Source organism: Collinsella sp. LCP19S3_D5 (genome assembly GCF_052121415.1).
GTDB lineage: Bacteria > Actinomycetota > Coriobacteriia > Coriobacteriales > Coriobacteriaceae > Collinsella.
Window position 1 is genome coordinate 1 of record NZ_JBQKEH010000024.1, and the last position, 13,781, is coordinate 13,781.

Here is a 13,781-nt window from a genome sequence, read left to right on the forward strand (position 1 = left end):
AAACACCACCCCCCACACAAATCGCCGCCGCCCCCGACCCCCCACGACGGGGCAATTCATGATCGAGGACGTTTTCAGGGGAAGCCCCAAGGAGACCGGTGAGAGCAATGAGACAGGGCGCTACAGGTACTCGATTTGAGCGCCCTCGGTGTCGCACGTCAGAATGTGCGTCTCACACTTGGGGAACTGCTCGCGCAGCTTGACCTGCAGGAATTTTGCCACGATGGTGTCGTCGGTCACAGCCATAAGGGTAGAGCCCGAACCGCTGATCCAGATGGTCTTGGCGCCGCCGTTAAGGCAGGTGTCGCGCACAGCGTTGTAGTCGGGAATCAGACGACGACGATAGGGCTCCTGGATGCGGTCGTCATTGGCGGCGGCAATCAGGTCGAGGTCGCCAGCCTCCAGGCCTCGCGTCATGCCGGCGATACGGCCCATTTGCCATACGGCGGTGGAGAGCGGAATCTCCTGCGGTACGACCTTGCGCGCCTCGCTCGTGTGAACCTCGTAGGGCGGAATCACGGTAATAAAACGCAAGCGATCGCTTACCTCGTAGCGCAGGCACTGGGGGAGCGAATCGGTCGGCGTAAAGGAGCAGACGGCGCCGCCCAGGATGGCGGGAGCGACGTTATCGGGATGGCCCTCGACCTCGGTGGCAATGCGGACGAGCTCAGCGCGGTCGACGGTGTGGCCTGTCAGTGCGGCGGCGGCCATAATGCCAGCGACGACGCAAGTGGAGCTGGAACCCAGGCCGCGAGCGACGGGTACATCGGTTTGAATGTCGATGGCAACGGGAAAAGCCGGCTCGCCCCATGCGGCCAGCGCATCGACAAAGCTGACGTAGACCAGGTTGTTCTCGTTTTGGAACTCCTCGGGGCAGCCCGTGATGGTGAGCTTGTCAGCGCGCTCGAAGGTGAAGTGCGAGTAGAGGCTGACGGCCATGCCGAGGGTGTCGTAGCCGATGCCTAGGTTGGCGCTGGTTGCTGGGACGGTGATTTTGATCATGTGGGTCCTCCTGGCGTGCCTGGCTGTTTAGTTCGCTGCTCGGGCAGTCCTGCGCAAGACGGAAAGCACATTAAGTGCTTTCCTTTGCGTGCGGAACTCGCGACGAACTAAACAGCCAGGCACGCTGTGCGCGTTCGTCATCATCCCGGGGGTTATCTGATAAAAGAAGGTGCGCCGGCTTTCGCCGGCGCCTAATGAGGGGTTTAGTTGGTAGCCATCTTTTTTGCTGCAGACTCGACGTAGCTTGCCATCTCATCGACGTCGCAGACGTCTTCGAAGCGGACGGGTTTGGACTCGAGCTCGGCGAGCTGTGCCGGTGCGGCCGTATTGGTGGCCTGCTCGAGCACGCGCATGGCCTCAAAGTCGTCCTCGGGAACGTTGAGACCCAGAGCATCGCAGCAGGCACGCGGGAACTTGTAGGGGCTGGCGGTCGAAAGCAGCACGCGGGCCTTGGCCCCCTCGGCGGGAGCGACCTTTTCAAAGACGTGATAGCCGCAAGCGGTGTGCGGGTCGATCACGTAGCCGTTCGCATCCCAGCAGCTCTTGATGGCAGCGCGCACCTCGTCCTCGCTGGCCCAGCCGCAGCCAAAGACGCTCTGAATCTTTGCCAGCAGGTCGGCGGGAACCTCATAGTGACCAGTCTTTGCCAGCTGCTCCATAAGGCTGGCAACAAGCTCGCAGTTGCCATCGGACAGGAAGTAGAGCATGCGTTCCAGGTTGGAGCTGATGAGGATGTCCATCGACGGCGAGATGGTCGTGAAGAACGGACGGTTGCGGTCGTAGACGCCGGTGGTCAGGAAGTCAGCCAGCACGTTGTTCTTGTCGCTCGCGACGACGAGCTTGGCGACGGGCAGACCCATGCGCTTGGCATAGTAGCCGGCCAGGATATCGCCAAAGTTGCCGGTCGGTACGCAGAACTCCACGGCGTCGCCGGCCTCGATGGCGCCGGCGCGCAACAGCTGCGCATAGGCGGCAAAGTAGTAGACGACCTGCGGCACCAGACGGCCGACGTTGATGGAGTTGGCACTCGAAAGCACCGTTCCGTCGGCCTCCAAGCGCTCGGCAAGCTCCTTATCGGCAAAGATGCGCTTGACGGCACTCTGGGCATCGTCGAAGTTGCCGCGAATGCCGCAGACGGCGACGTTATCGCCTTCCTGTGTGGACATCTGCAGATTCTGCACGCGGCTGACTTTGCCTTCGGGATAAAAGACGGTGATGCCCGTGCCCGGAGCGTCGGCAAAACCGGCGAGTGCGGCCTTGCCGGTGTCGCCCGACGTGGCGGTGACGATCATGATGCGCTCGGCGCCGCCGTCCTTGGCGGAAGTGCGGGCCATGAGGCGGGGGAGCATCTGCAGGGCGACGTCCTTAAAGGCACTCGTGGGGCCGCCAAAGAGCTCCATCACATAGGTCTGAGGGGCGTCAGCGCCCGGCGCAGCGTCGAGTTTGACGAGCGGCGTAACCTCTTCACTCGCGAACGTGCCGCGATATGCCTCATTCACACAGGCCGAAATTTCTTCGCCCGTGTAATCATTCAGTAACATTCCCAACACATCTTGAGCGATTTCAAAGTACGATTTATCTGCAAGCGAGCTGATATCGACCTGCTGGGTGCCGAGCTCGTCCGAGACAAACAAACCCCCGTCGGGAGCGATGCCGGTGCGGATTGCCACCTTACTTGAGCACGATAAAGTGCGTCCTCGTGTACTATGATAAGTTCCCATATAACACTGCTCCTCGGATGCCTTGGTCCCAATCGGTGAAACCATGGTATCAGAGCGTGCAAAATAGGTTCGCAGAGGCTTTTTAGAAAGGTAACCTCCAGCCCATGATTAAGATTGCCAAGTTTGGCGGCTCGTCGGTCGCCGACGCCGAACACTTTAAGAAGATCAAGGCCATCGTCGATGCCGACCCGGCCCGCCGTTTTGTGGTGGTTTCCGCCTGCGGTCGCCGCTTTAAGGGCGACACCAAGGTGACCGACCTGCTCTACCTGGTTAACGCGCACGTTAAGTATCACGTGTCGTGTGAGGAGCTGCTCGAGGACATTGGCCAGCGCTATTTTGATATCGCTGACGAGCTGGAGCTCACCTATCCCATCCGTGAGGAGTTCGCGGCCTTTGCCGAGCGCGCCCGCTCGGGCGGCTACTCCACCGAGGAGCTTGTGAGCCGCGGCGAGTACTTCACCGCTCGCCTGATGGCCGAGTACCTGGGTCTGCCGTTCCTGGACGCCGCGACGGTTGTGGCGTTCCATCACGACGGTACGCTCAGCATGAACCGCACCTCCGAGCTGGTGCAGGAGTACGGTCAGCAGGGCGGCTTTGTTATGCCCGGTTTCTATGGCGCGACGCGTGAGGGCCAGATTAAGCTGCTCGATCGTGGCGGCGGCGATATCTCGGGCTCGATCCTGGCCAAGTGTCTGGACGCCGACCTTTACGAGAACTGGACCGACGTCTCGGGCTTCTACTCTGCCGATCCGCGTATTGTTCCCGAGGCTCAGCCCATTGCGCGCGTTACCTACGAGGAACTGCGCGAGCTTTCGTACATGGGCGCAAGCGTCCTGCACGAGGAGGCCGTGTTCCCCGTGCGCGAGGCGGGTATTCCGCTGGTCATCAAGAACACCAATGCGCCGCAGGACCCCGGCACCATCATTAGCGAGACGGCTGATGAGGGCGAGGCGGAGCCCATCATTACCGGCGTGACCGGCAAGCGCGGTTTTGTCGCCATCAACGTGGCCCGCGATCGCACCAAGCCCCGCGTCGGCTTTATGCGCCGTGCACTTTCGGTCTTCGAGCGCTATGACGTTTCCGTCGAGCACATGCCCACCGGCGTCGACCGCTTTGGCGCCGTGGTGCAGGAGCAGGATGTGCACGATTCGCTGTACTCGCTCGTGGGCGACATCCAGCAGGAGGTTGAGCCGCTCGAGATTGAGGTTGTCGAGGGCCTGGCGCTCATCGCGACCGTCGGTCGTAACCTGCGCGGCCGCGCAGGTATTTCCGGCCACCTGTTTGGCATGCTCGGCCAGGCTGGCGTGAGCGTGCGCATGATTTCGCAGAGCTGCGACGAGATCAACATCATTATCGGTGTCGAGGATAAGGACTTCGACCTGGCGATTCAGACCATTTACCGTGCCTTCTCCGACGAGAACGGCATTGTGAAGGTCTCCGATCTGGAGGCTCCTGCACCGATTGAACCCGCCCTGGCTGCCCTCCACAAATAGCGACCATTCCGGTAGATTTTTGGGATATGTCTAGAAATCTACCTTTTGGCGCATGAGTGGGTTTTGAGGCATGTTCCAAAAAATCTAGTGCGGGGCGTTTCGTTTCGGTTTCTTTTCGACGGGGTGGGTTTCGTGTCCGCCCCGTTCTTGTATACACTGGGCAAGAATATCCTGCCTGCTCGGCGTGCGGGCAAAAGCCACAACCTTTAAAGGGGGAAGCATGAAACAGTACACGGTTGCTATTTTGGGCGCGACGGGGGCCGTGGGCACCCAGATGCTCGAGTGCCTCAACGAGCAGGAGTTTCCGGTTGGCAAGCTCAAGCTGCTGGCGAGCGCGCGCTCTGCGGGCAAGACCGTCGAGTTCCGCGGCGAGCAGGTTGTTATTGAGGAGGCTTGCCCCGAGGCCTTTGAGGGCTGCGACATCGTACTCGGCGCTGCCGGCGACGATATCGCCAAGGAGCTGCTGCCCGAGGCTGTCAAGCGTGGCGCCGTCGTGGTCGACAACAGCCACGCCTTCCGCATGGATCCCGAGGTGCCGCTCGTCGTGCCCGAGATCAATGCCGACGACATCAAGTGGCATCACGGCCTTATCGCTAACCCTAACTGCGCAACCATCATCGGCCTGGTTCCCACCTGGCCGCTGCACAAGCTCGCCGGCGTGAAGCGCATGATCGTCTCGACGTACCAGGCGGCTTCGGGCGCTGGTGCTCCCGGTATGGCCGAGCTCGAGGCCCAGCTGGCCGCCCTGGGTCGTGGCGAGGAGATTCCCGAGCCGCGCGCATTTGCCGCCCAGTTGGCGAGCAACCTGATTCCGCAGATTGGCGGCGTCAAGGAGGAGGGCTTTACCTCCGAGGAGATGAAGTTGCAAAACGAGGGTCGCAAGATTATGCACCTGCCCGAGCTGCGCGTGAACTGCACCTGTGTGCGCGTGCCTGTGCTGCGCTCGCACTCCGAGAGCATTACGCTCGAGTTTGAGCGCGACATTACGGTCGAGGAGGCCCGTGCTGCGCTGGCTTCTGCCCCGGGTGTCAAGCTGGTCGACGACCTGGGTGCCGAGGATGCGCACGACCGATTCCCCATGCCGATGGACACCTCCGACCAGGACCTGATTTGGGTCGGTCGCGTGCGCCGCGACATCTCGAACCCCGAGGCCGCGCGTGGCATCACCTTCTGGTGCTGTGGCGACCAAATCCGTAAGGGCGCGGCAACCAACGCCGTCCAGATCGCCAAGCTGCTCTGCGAGTAGCGGTGGAACTGTCCGGCGGTGGCCGGGCTCAGCTTTCAGCTTTCAGAACGTCCTCGACCATGTGCGGCGCCTTGTCCTGCTCCTTCGGAGCCGCGGACAAGGCGCCGCACTGGTCTGCGGAGTGTTCTGAAAGCTAAGCCCGGCCCCGCCTGCAGTGACTCGGCTGCGAGCGGCCTGCGATGGGGCCGTTGTTGGTTGGGGCCGCTGGGCTGATGTGCGGGCACGTGGCCGTTGCGGGCCCTGGTCCCGGCGGCGGCCTCGGCGCTTTGCGCCTGCCTCCTTTGGGGGCTGCGGGTCCGTGACGGCAGCTGCGGCGCTTCGCGCCTGCTGCCTGAGGTGACTTTGGGGTTGGGGTGAATTGAAGTTGAATACTTTTCCCGAGAAGTGAACGACCTATTTTGGACCCCCGAAGCATTGGCATATTTTGACCGCTATTTCCTGCGGCTTTGCTGCGCGAATCCTGCGGTTTTGTAATCAAAAAGTGTGGATGCTCCGGGGCCTCGTTTTTACTCGTTCACTTCTCGGGAAAAGTATTAGAGCTCAGCTGGCATGGGTACCGCCCTGACGTCGAAGCCCCGCGTTTTCTTCTCTTGATTGGGGAAAGCGGCCTCGCTTAAACAATTACGAGCCTGCCCGGACGTATCAGACAGGTTGTCTGCACAATTCGCGGTATTATGGTGCGGAGTTTTGAAAGGAGCCGCTGGTGGTCACGACGACGTTTGCTTCGCCTTTGGGCGAAATCCTGCTTGCCGCTGATGGCCGCGGTTTGACGGGGCTTTGGTTTGAGGGGCAGGAGCACTTTGGCTCCACGCTTCTCCGGGAAGACTCCGAACATGTTGAAGGGGCCGATGCGGTTTCCGGTGCTGGTGGCATGTCGTCGGCGAGTCCGGCTCATGGTGCGGCTTCTTCGGTGCTTGAGCGTTCGTGGGCTTGGCTGAATGCTTATTTTGCAGGGCAGGAGCCTCGGTATACGCCGCCGTTGCATATGATCGGTACGGCGTTTCAGCGTGAAGTTTGGTTTGAGCTGCTTTCTATTCCGCGTGGCGAGGTCGCCACGTATGGCGAGATTGCGGCTCGTATCGCCGCCCGCCATCGGGTGCCGGGGAACGAGGACTCCGTTGTGTCTCCTCGTGCGGTGGGGGCTGCGGTCGCTCGCAACCCTATTTCGATTATCGTGCCGTGCCATCGCGTGGTGGCGGCCGACGGCTCGCTCAACGGATATGCCGGCGGCCTCAACCGCAAGGAGTGGCTGCTGCGGCTTGAGGGCGCGTACGAGGACTAGCGTTCGAGCACTTTGCATAGCCAAGATGCCGTGAAAGAACGGGACACGCTTTCCGAATGGAGACTCAGACGGAAACCACGTCCCGGAATTCCGTTTTAAAGCGGGATGCGCTTTCCGAATGGCGTCCCAAGCGGAAACCGTGTCCCGGAATACAGCCTCAGAGTGGGACGCCGTTTCCGGTTGAGACCACCTGCTTGGACATCTTTCTACGCCCGCTTCTGCAGGGCGTAGATCGACTTATCCATGTTGAACAGGTAAGCCACGACGCAGACAATAAAGAACATCGGCAGATTACCAAAGCCGAAGACCTCGCAGCCAATAAGGATGGGTGCGAGCAGCGTATTGGTGGCGCTGCCAAAGACGGCTGCGTAGCCCAGCGCGGCGCAGAGTTCGGCGGGCATGCCGAGAATCCCGGCGAGTACGACACCCAGGCTGGCTCCGATGGAGAACAACGGCGTTACCTCACCACCTTGATATCCTGCGGCAAGTGTGGCGATGGTGAGTACGAATTTGAGCGCCCAGTCCCAAGGCATGATGGCGACCTTACCGTTACCGTTGAGCGCCGCCGATATCAGGTTGGTGCCAAGGCCGCAGTATCGACCCTGCCACAGTGCGAACAGAATCGCCGATAGCGCGATGCCGATAGCGGCGATGCGCGCATAGGGGTTGGGGAGCAGCCGCGCCGCAAGGGTCTTGGCATGCGCAAGGCACCAGGCAAAGGCACCGCCTACCATGCCAAACGCGATGCCTAGTACCGCAAGCCGTCCAAGACCGGGGAGATCAAGCGCGCATGAGGCGACAACGGCGACCTCGAACTTCTCGAGTCCCAGGGCACCGGAGGTCATACTTGCGGCGAGCGAGGCTGTAAGCGCGGGAAACAGCGCGCGGTATTCCATGCGTCCTGCGACCAGTACTTCGATAGCAAAGACCGTGGCAGCAAGGGGCGTTCGAAAGAGCCCGGCAAAGCCGGCGGCCATGCCGATAAGCAAAAACGTGTTGCCGGGGTCTCGGAAAGGTAGACGTCGGCCGATCCAATGTGAGACGGTTGCACCGATCTGCACGGCCACGCCCTCGCGTCCCGCACTGCCGCCAAAGAGGTGCGTCCCCCATGTGCTCAGCATAATGAGCGGCACCAAGCGCGGCGAGATGGCGTCCTCACGCCCGTGGCCTACGTCGAATACCAGGCTCATGCCGCGGTTGGTACCCTTGCCCCAAGTGCGGTAGGCAAACACGATGGCAAGGCCCATAAGGGCGAGGAAGGGGAGGAGCAGGGTGATGTGTTCGTCGCGGAAGGCGCCGATCGCCAAAAGCACGCGTCCAAAGAGCGCGCAGATGGCGCCAACGATGATACCGACGGGGATTCCGACGGCACCCATAAGCACAAGACCGCTATAGGTGTTGAGCAGACGTTTGATTCTGCTCGATGCGCTGCTTTCCGACACTTCTCCTCCAAAACAAAAAAGACTCCTGCCGCAGCGTGATGCCTAGGGGCATCACGTAACAGCAGAAGTCATCAGCAACAAGGCGGTTTAGGGTAACGCGGCAGCTTGGCTGGCGCACCCAACGGAGACATTCATTCCGCAGTGGCATCATAGCGGTGGATACGGTTTGGGTCAAATGGTTGCCGTGGACAGTCCTGGTGCCTGCCCGCACCCCTCGTTTCCCCATATAAAACCTACCAAAATAAACCTGTCCCTTTTTGGTCGGTGCGAAATGGGTAATACTAAAGAGTTATCCGACCAGATGGGAATTAATCGATGGCTTATATCGAATTCAAAGACGTCGTCAAAGCATACGGCGAGGGTGACGCCCGCATTCACGCGCTCGATGGCGCGAGTTTTACGGTCGAGCGCGGTGAGCTCGCCATCATTTTGGGTGCTTCGGGTGCCGGCAAGACCACGGCACTCAACATTCTGGGCGGCATGGATACGGCGACTTCCGGCACCGTAACGGTGGATGGGCGCGACGTGAGTTCCGCCAATGAGGCGCAGCTCGTGGAATACCGCCGCGCCGACGTCGGCTTTGTCTTCCAGTTCTATAACCTGGTTCCCAACCTGACGGCGCTCGAAAACGTCGAGCTCGCGGCGCAAATCTGCCCCGATTCGTTCGATGCCGAACAGACACTTCGCCAGGTTGGCCTGGGCGAGCGCCTCGCCAACTTTCCGGCGCAGCTTTCGGGCGGCGAGCAGCAGCGCGTGTCCATCGCCCGCGCACTGGCCAAGAATCCCAAGCTGCTTCTGTGCGACGAGCCCACGGGTGCCCTCGACTACAAAACCGGCAAGCAGATCTTGCAGCTGCTGCAGGACACCTGTCGCAAGCAGGGCATTACGGTCATCATCATCACGCACAACTCCGCGCTCGCGCCCATGGCCGATCGCCTGATCTGCTTTAAGAGCGGTCGTGTGGAGAGCGAGACGGTTCAGCAAAATCCCGTGCCTATCGAGACGATCGAGTGGTAGCGCCCATGGACCAAGATCGCCAAAACAACCAACGCCGCGACGCGCAGAACACGGAGCGCGAGCAGGATTTTACGACCTACCGCACTGCCCAAAGTTCAAACGACATGGTGCCGACGGTGTTTCGCCGCGGTGTTTACCGTACGATTCGCGGCAGCCTCAAACGCTTCTTGTCTATCGTCGTGATCACCGCGCTCGGCGTGAGCGTGATGTGCGGTCTTAAGGCGGGCTGCGAGGATCTGCGCGATTCGGTCGACGTCTATTTTGACCAGCAGAATGTCTATGACATTAACGTGCAGTCGACCTATGGCCTTACGCGCGACGATCTTGCGGCCATTCAAGAGGTCGACGGCGTCGAGACGGCCGAGGGCATCTACACCGAGACCGCCTACACCGCCGTGGGTACCACGCGCGAGCGTGTAGTCGTGCAGAGCCTTTCCAGGAAGAATATCGATCAACCGGTGCTGGTGAGCGGCGATTTGCCCGAGAGCGCCGGCGAGGTCGCGGTGACTTCGAAGTTCCTGAGGGCTTCGGGCAAAAAGCTCGGCGACACGGTGAGTTTTGCCGCCAATGACGCGAGCTCGTCGAACCAAAGCGCCAAGGACCAGTTTGCCGCGGGTGATTACACCATTACGGCCGAGGTCCTCGATCCTACTGATGTGAGCTCCGACTCGACAGTCAACGCCTTTCGCGCTGCTTCGGCTGCGGACTATAAGTTCTATGTGAGCGAGGATGCCGCGACATCTTCTTCCTACTCCGCGGTCCACGTGATCGTCGAGGGAGCCAAGAGCCTCAACTCCTATTCAGATACCTACACGACAAAGATCAACGAGGTCAAGGGTAATATCGAGAAGATTCGCGACGAGCGTGAGAAGGTGCGCGCCCAAGAGCTGACGGTCGACGCGCCGGCAAGCTTGGATGCCTCCGAGCGCCAGGCGAATATGCTCTTTGGGATTGAGCAGGACAACATCAACCGCATGCCCCAGGGCAGTGAGGAGCGCGCTCGGGCTCAGGCCGATTTGGACCAGCGCCGCGACGCCACCGACCAGCAGTTTGCCGATGCACGCGCCGAGCTTTCCGATCTGGGCGAATGCACTTGGTACATCCAGGATCGCGGTAACATCGCAAGCTACTCAAGCGTCGAGAGCGACAGCTCTTCGATTGAGGCCATCGCCACGGTTTTCCCATTTATTTTCTTCGTCGTAGCCGTGCTCATCAGCCTTACCACCGCTACTCGTATGGTCGAGGAGGAGCGCACGCTCATTGGCTTATACAAGGCGCTCGGCTATTCACGCGGGCGAATCCTGTCCAAATACGTGGACTACTCGCTGTGGGCATGTCTGTTCGGCGGCGTACTCGGCAACATCATCGGATTTGTGGGGTTGCCGCTGTTCCTGTTTACGGTGTTCGACGACATGTACTCACTGCCCCAGATGCTGCTTTCGTACGACATCGTGTCCTCGATCGTCTCGGTGGCGCTGTTTGCCGTGGGCGTGGTGGGTGCCACGATTATCGCCTGCCGCCACGAGATGGCCGAGACCCCAGCCTCGCTTATGCGTCCCAAGGCCCCGCGAGCCGGCTCGCGCATCTTGCTTGAGCGCATCGGCTTTATTTGGCGCCGCATGGGCTTTTTGAACAAGGTGGCAGCGCGTAACCTGTTCCGCTACAAAAAACGTGCCTTTATGACCATCTTCGGTATCGCCGGCTGCACGGCGCTTGTGATCTGCGGTATGGGCATCCGCGATACGTCGGTGGCGCTTTCGCCCAAACAGTACGGGCACATCACGCGCTATGACTTGCTGGCGGTCGCCAATCCCGATGACTATGCTCAGACGTGTGCGGCGCTGGAAGAGCGTAGCGCGGCCAGCGACTCCGGCGTACGCGTGACCTCGACCTTGCCGATTATGACCGACAACGTCACCTTTACGTTTGGCGGTAAGAGCGAGACCGTACAGCTCATTGTGATTCCCGACGACCGCACGAATGACCTGGACGATTACGTGCGCCTGGAGGATGAGTCCAAAGAACCGCTCGCCCTGCGTGACGGGGACGTGTATTTAAGCAAGAGTTCACAGCTGGTGCTGGGGATTCAGCCGGGCGATACGGCGCAGGTCCAGGATTCGTCGCTCAATGTTACCAAGGTCAAGGTTAGCGATATCTCGCTCAATTATTTGGGCAACACACTTTATATGACGCAGGGCACCTATGAGCGCGCGTTCGGTCGAAGCGCGCGTCTTAACGGCATCTTTGTGCTGCTTAAGGGCTCGTCGGCCGACCAGATTTCGTTTAGCAAGAAGCTTAAGAGCGACGGTTGGCTTACGGTTTCGAGTACAGCCGAGCATTGGGAGAACTATGAGTCGAACTTTACGATTATCAATTCGGTCGTAGTGCTTGTGACCTTTATGGCGGCGTGCCTGTCGTTTGTGGTGGTGTTTACGCTGTCTAATACGAATATTTCGGAGCGCGAACGCGAGCTGGCGACCATCAAGGTGCTGGGCTTCCGCCGTGGCGAGGTGCACCACTACGTCAATAAGGAGACGTTGATCCTTACGGCGATTGGCACCGCACTGGGCGTGCCGCTGGGTGGCCTGCTTGCCGAGAGCTTTACGTACGTTCTTCAGATGCCGTCGCTGTACTTTGATGTTGAGGTCGAGCCGCTGAGTTTCGTGCTCGCTGTGGTGCTTTCGTTTGGCTTTACGTTTATCGTCAACATCGCCACCAACCGAACCCTCAACAAGATCGACATGGTCGGTGCCCTCAAGAGCGCCGAGTAACCTGTTCTTGGATTCAGGTTGTAGCGAGCTGTGACGTGCCACAGTCGCTTTATTGCATAAACCGTCCCGCAGAATGCATATTTTGGCGGGGCGGTTGCTTTTTACCCGCAGGTACCCCCAGGGGCGGCGTGCAAATTCCGGAGAATTCAGCATTCCGGAGTCCACGAGTATGGGAGCGGGCGCACAAAACTGCGCTGAAAGCCCTGATTCTGAGCTCCCAACGCCTCAAGAGCCGCTCGTTTTTACAAGATGCGGCCCATGGCGCCTGCCTTTCGCCCAAAATTCAGTATGCAGGCACCCTCGGCTGCTGAAAACTCCCAAAAAATGCACGGCGCCTCCTGCCCTAGGCACCCGCAGCAAGAAGTCGAATAGCCTCGGCGAGCATGTAAACGCAGGGCCCTCCGACCCCGACCGACGATTTCGATTGGCGACCTTTGACGGAGTCAAGGGAGGAGCCAAATCGAAATACGTCGGGCGGGGTCGGAGGGCCCGATGGGATGGATTTCGGCCGAGGCTATTCGTCGCCGAAGCTGATGCCCAGCGCCTTGGCCTCGCGTACCAGGTCGCTCTGGGGATCGACAAACTTGAGCTTGCCGGCGACCTCCTCGAGCGGCATGTGGCACATCTTGCCGTCACGCAGGGCAATCATGTAGCCAAACTCGCCGCGTAGGCAGCCCAGTGCCGCCTCAACGCCGCACTGGGTCGCAAAGATGCGGTCCTGGGCGTCGGGCTGACCGCCGCGCTGCGTGTGGCCGGGGATGGCGACGCGGGTCTCGCGACCGGTCTTGGCCTCGATTTCCTTGGCAATGTCGTAGACAATCGACGGACTCGTGCGCTCGGCGAGCTTCTTCTTGTACTCCTTCTTAGGCAGCGCTGCGTCCTCCTTGGAGATAGCGCCCTCGGCGACGGCCACGATCGTAAAGCGGCTGCCGGTCTCCATGCGATGCTCGATGGTCTTGATGACGTTACCCATGTCGTAGGGAATCTCGGGAATCAGGATGACGTCCGCGCCGCCCGCGACGCCGGCGTACAGCGGGATCCAGCCAACCTTGTGGCCCATGATCTCGATAACGAACACGCGGCCGTGACTCGAGGCGGTGGTGTGGATGTCGTCGATGCACTTGGTGGCGACGTCGATGGCGCTCGTAAAGCCAAACGTCATTTCGGTGCCCCAGGTGTCGTTATCGATGGTCTTGGGCAGAGCGATAACGTTGAGGCCCTCTTCGCGCAGGCGGTTGGCAGTCTTGGTGGAGCCGTTGCCGCCCAGCATAAACAGGCAGTCGAGTTGCAGCTTGTGATAGGTGTGGACCATCGCGGGCACCTTCTCGACGCCGTCGGCCTCGGGAATGTCCAGGCGCTTGAACGGCGTGCGGCTCGTGCCCAAAATGGTGCCGCCGCGGGTAAGGATGCCGCTAAAATCGGCGGGCGTCATGACGCGGAACCTGCTGTAGATAAGGCCCTGGTAGCCGTCCTCAAAACCATAGATCTCGATAGGTTCTTCGCTATTGGTCATAAGCGTTTTGACGATGCCGCGCATGGTGGCGTTGAGCGCCTGACAGTCGCCGCCGCTGGTAAGAAGACCGATCCTAAGCATGATGAATCCTTCCGGGCAAGTTATAACATGCGCATAAGTTTACCCCCGCACACTGTTGATACGGGGGTAAAACGTGTTAGCTCAAACGTATAGAAATGTAAACCTTGATTATCAACTTTATCCGAACACCTCCCACATTCATCCGTACATGTGCGGATGAATGTGGGAACCCGATACCCTGAGGGCCGGATCGGCCGGCCCCGGGAGATCGGA

At 60.1% G+C, this 13,781-nt stretch carries 9 protein-coding genes; 5 read left to right on the plus strand and 4 right to left on the minus strand.

The features are described from left to right. Positions 1-120: 120 nt before the first annotated feature. Both thrB and thrC read right to left on the minus strand, forming a co-directional pair. Entirely contained in the window at positions 121-1,002 is an 882-nt protein-coding gene (gene thrB / locus ACTQXO_RS08405; RefSeq protein ID WP_154514914.1) for a homoserine kinase, read from the minus strand. A gap of 203 nt (positions 1,003-1,205) precedes the next feature. Beyond that, positions 1,206-2,723, minus strand: coding sequence for a threonine synthase (thrC, locus tag ACTQXO_RS08410; RefSeq protein WP_441032939.1), 1,518 nt, complete (start codon positions 2,721-2,723; stop codon positions 1,206-1,208). 104 nt (positions 2,724-2,827) lie between these two features. Between thrC and ACTQXO_RS08415 the strand changes: the two genes are divergently transcribed. The 3 genes from ACTQXO_RS08415 (at position 2,828) to ACTQXO_RS08425 (ending at position 6,744) form a co-directional block, all read left to right on the plus strand. Then, positions 2,828-4,216 (plus strand): aspartate kinase, encoded by a 1,389-nt coding sequence (locus tag ACTQXO_RS08415; RefSeq protein ID WP_154514910.1) that lies wholly within the window; start codon positions 2,828-2,830, stop codon positions 4,214-4,216. Between the two features lie 220 nt (positions 4,217-4,436). Further along, on the plus strand, positions 4,437-5,462 hold the full coding sequence (locus ACTQXO_RS08420; protein WP_154514908.1) for an aspartate-semialdehyde dehydrogenase: 1,026 nt from the start codon (positions 4,437-4,439) through the stop codon (positions 5,460-5,462). A 703-nt stretch (positions 5,463-6,165) separates the two neighbouring features. Further along, a complete protein-coding gene (locus ACTQXO_RS08425; RefSeq protein WP_441032934.1) occupies positions 6,166-6,744 on the plus strand; it encodes a methylated-DNA--[protein]-cysteine S-methyltransferase in 579 nt (192 codons plus the stop codon). Positions 6,745-6,950: 206 nt separating this feature from the next. Here ACTQXO_RS08425 and ACTQXO_RS08430 read toward each other — a convergent pair whose 3' ends face one another. Then, complete coding sequence (locus tag ACTQXO_RS08430; protein WP_441032931.1) at positions 6,951-8,186, minus strand: chloride channel protein; 1,236 nt, start codon at positions 8,184-8,186, stop codon at positions 6,951-6,953. A 315-nt stretch (positions 8,187-8,501) separates the two neighbouring features. On the opposite strand from ACTQXO_RS08430, the gene ACTQXO_RS08435 reads away from it, so the two are divergent. Both ACTQXO_RS08435 and ACTQXO_RS08440 read left to right on the plus strand, forming a co-directional pair. Next, complete coding sequence (locus tag ACTQXO_RS08435) at positions 8,502-9,203, plus strand: ABC transporter ATP-binding protein (protein ID WP_427718202.1); 702 nt, start codon at positions 8,502-8,504, stop codon at positions 9,201-9,203. 5 nt (positions 9,204-9,208) lie between these two features. After that, a complete protein-coding gene (locus ACTQXO_RS08440; protein ID WP_441032928.1) occupies positions 9,209-11,974 on the plus strand; it encodes an FtsX-like permease family protein in 2,766 nt (921 codons plus the stop codon). A gap of 514 nt (positions 11,975-12,488) precedes the next feature. Here the strand turns inward: ACTQXO_RS08440 and ACTQXO_RS08445 are convergent. Further along, positions 12,489-13,568 carry a 6-phosphofructokinase gene (locus ACTQXO_RS08445; RefSeq protein WP_154514896.1) on the minus strand — a complete coding sequence of 360 codons (1,080 nt, stop codon included), beginning with the start codon at positions 13,566-13,568 and terminating at the stop codon, positions 12,489-12,491. Positions 13,569-13,781: the final 213 nt, after the last annotated feature.